We start from the raw sequence: 858 nt of genomic DNA on the forward strand, positions 1-858 counted from the left end.
GGTCATCGCCTCCGGCTCGTCCAACCGCCAGACCAAGGCGCTGGCCTCCAGCGTCCGGGTGGCGGTCAAGGCCGCCGGCTTCCAGGTGATGCGCACCGAGGGCGAAGAAAACGGCGAATGGATCATCGTCGACTGCGGTGCGGCCGTGGTCCACATCATGCAGCCGGCCATCCGCCAGTACTACCAGCTCGAAGAGATCTGGGGCGACAAACCCGTGGCCCTCAAGGCCAAGGCGACCCGATCCGGCCTGGTCAAGGCCTCCGAGCCGATGGAAGAAGCCGATGAGGCGCCGGTCAAGCCCAAGAAGGCTTCCGGCAAGACCACCTCCGCTCGCAAGGCCGCCACCACCAAGCCCGAGCCCGCCAAGAAGCCTGCTGCCAAGAAGGTTGCCGCCAAGAAGGCCCCTGCCAAGAAGGCTGCACCGGTTCCGAAGGCCGCCCCCAAGGCTGCACCCAAGCCCGTCGCCAAGAAGGCTGCCACCAAGGTTGCAGCCAAGAAGGTGGTCGCCAAGAAGGTGGCAGCCAAGAAGGTCGCCACCAAGCTGATGGTCAACGCCCCGACAGCCAAGAAGCCCGCCGCCAAGGCGCCCGCCCGCAAGGTCGTGGCTCGCAAGGTGGCAGGCACCAAGGCACCCGCCGTCAAAAAGGTCGCCGCGAAAAAGGTGGCAGCCAAGAAGGCCCCCGCTCGCAAGACTGCACGCTGAGCGGTCCACCGAGCCCTTTGCCTTGACGAGTGTTGACGCCTGAGCAGGTCCCAAGCCCATGAAGTGCACCGTGCTGACCATCGGCCAGCGCCTGCCCGACTGGGCACAGGAGGCCTGCGAGGACTACCTCAAGCGCTTCCCGCCAGACTGGCGGG

At 66.6% G+C, this 858-nt stretch carries 1 protein-coding gene; it reads left to right on the forward strand.

The window, feature by feature from the left end; genetic code table 11:
- A partial coding sequence (rsfS, locus tag B2W70_RS14795) for a ribosome silencing factor (RefSeq protein WP_286746808.1) occupies positions 1-703 on the forward strand: 703 nt, incomplete at its 5' end.
- Positions 704-858: the final 155 nt, after the last annotated feature.

Origin of the sequence: Aquabacterium sp. UBA2148 (genome assembly GCF_002328915.1) — a bacterium.
GTDB classification, from domain to species: Bacteria; Pseudomonadota; Gammaproteobacteria; order Burkholderiales; family Burkholderiaceae_C; genus Aquabacterium; species Aquabacterium parvum.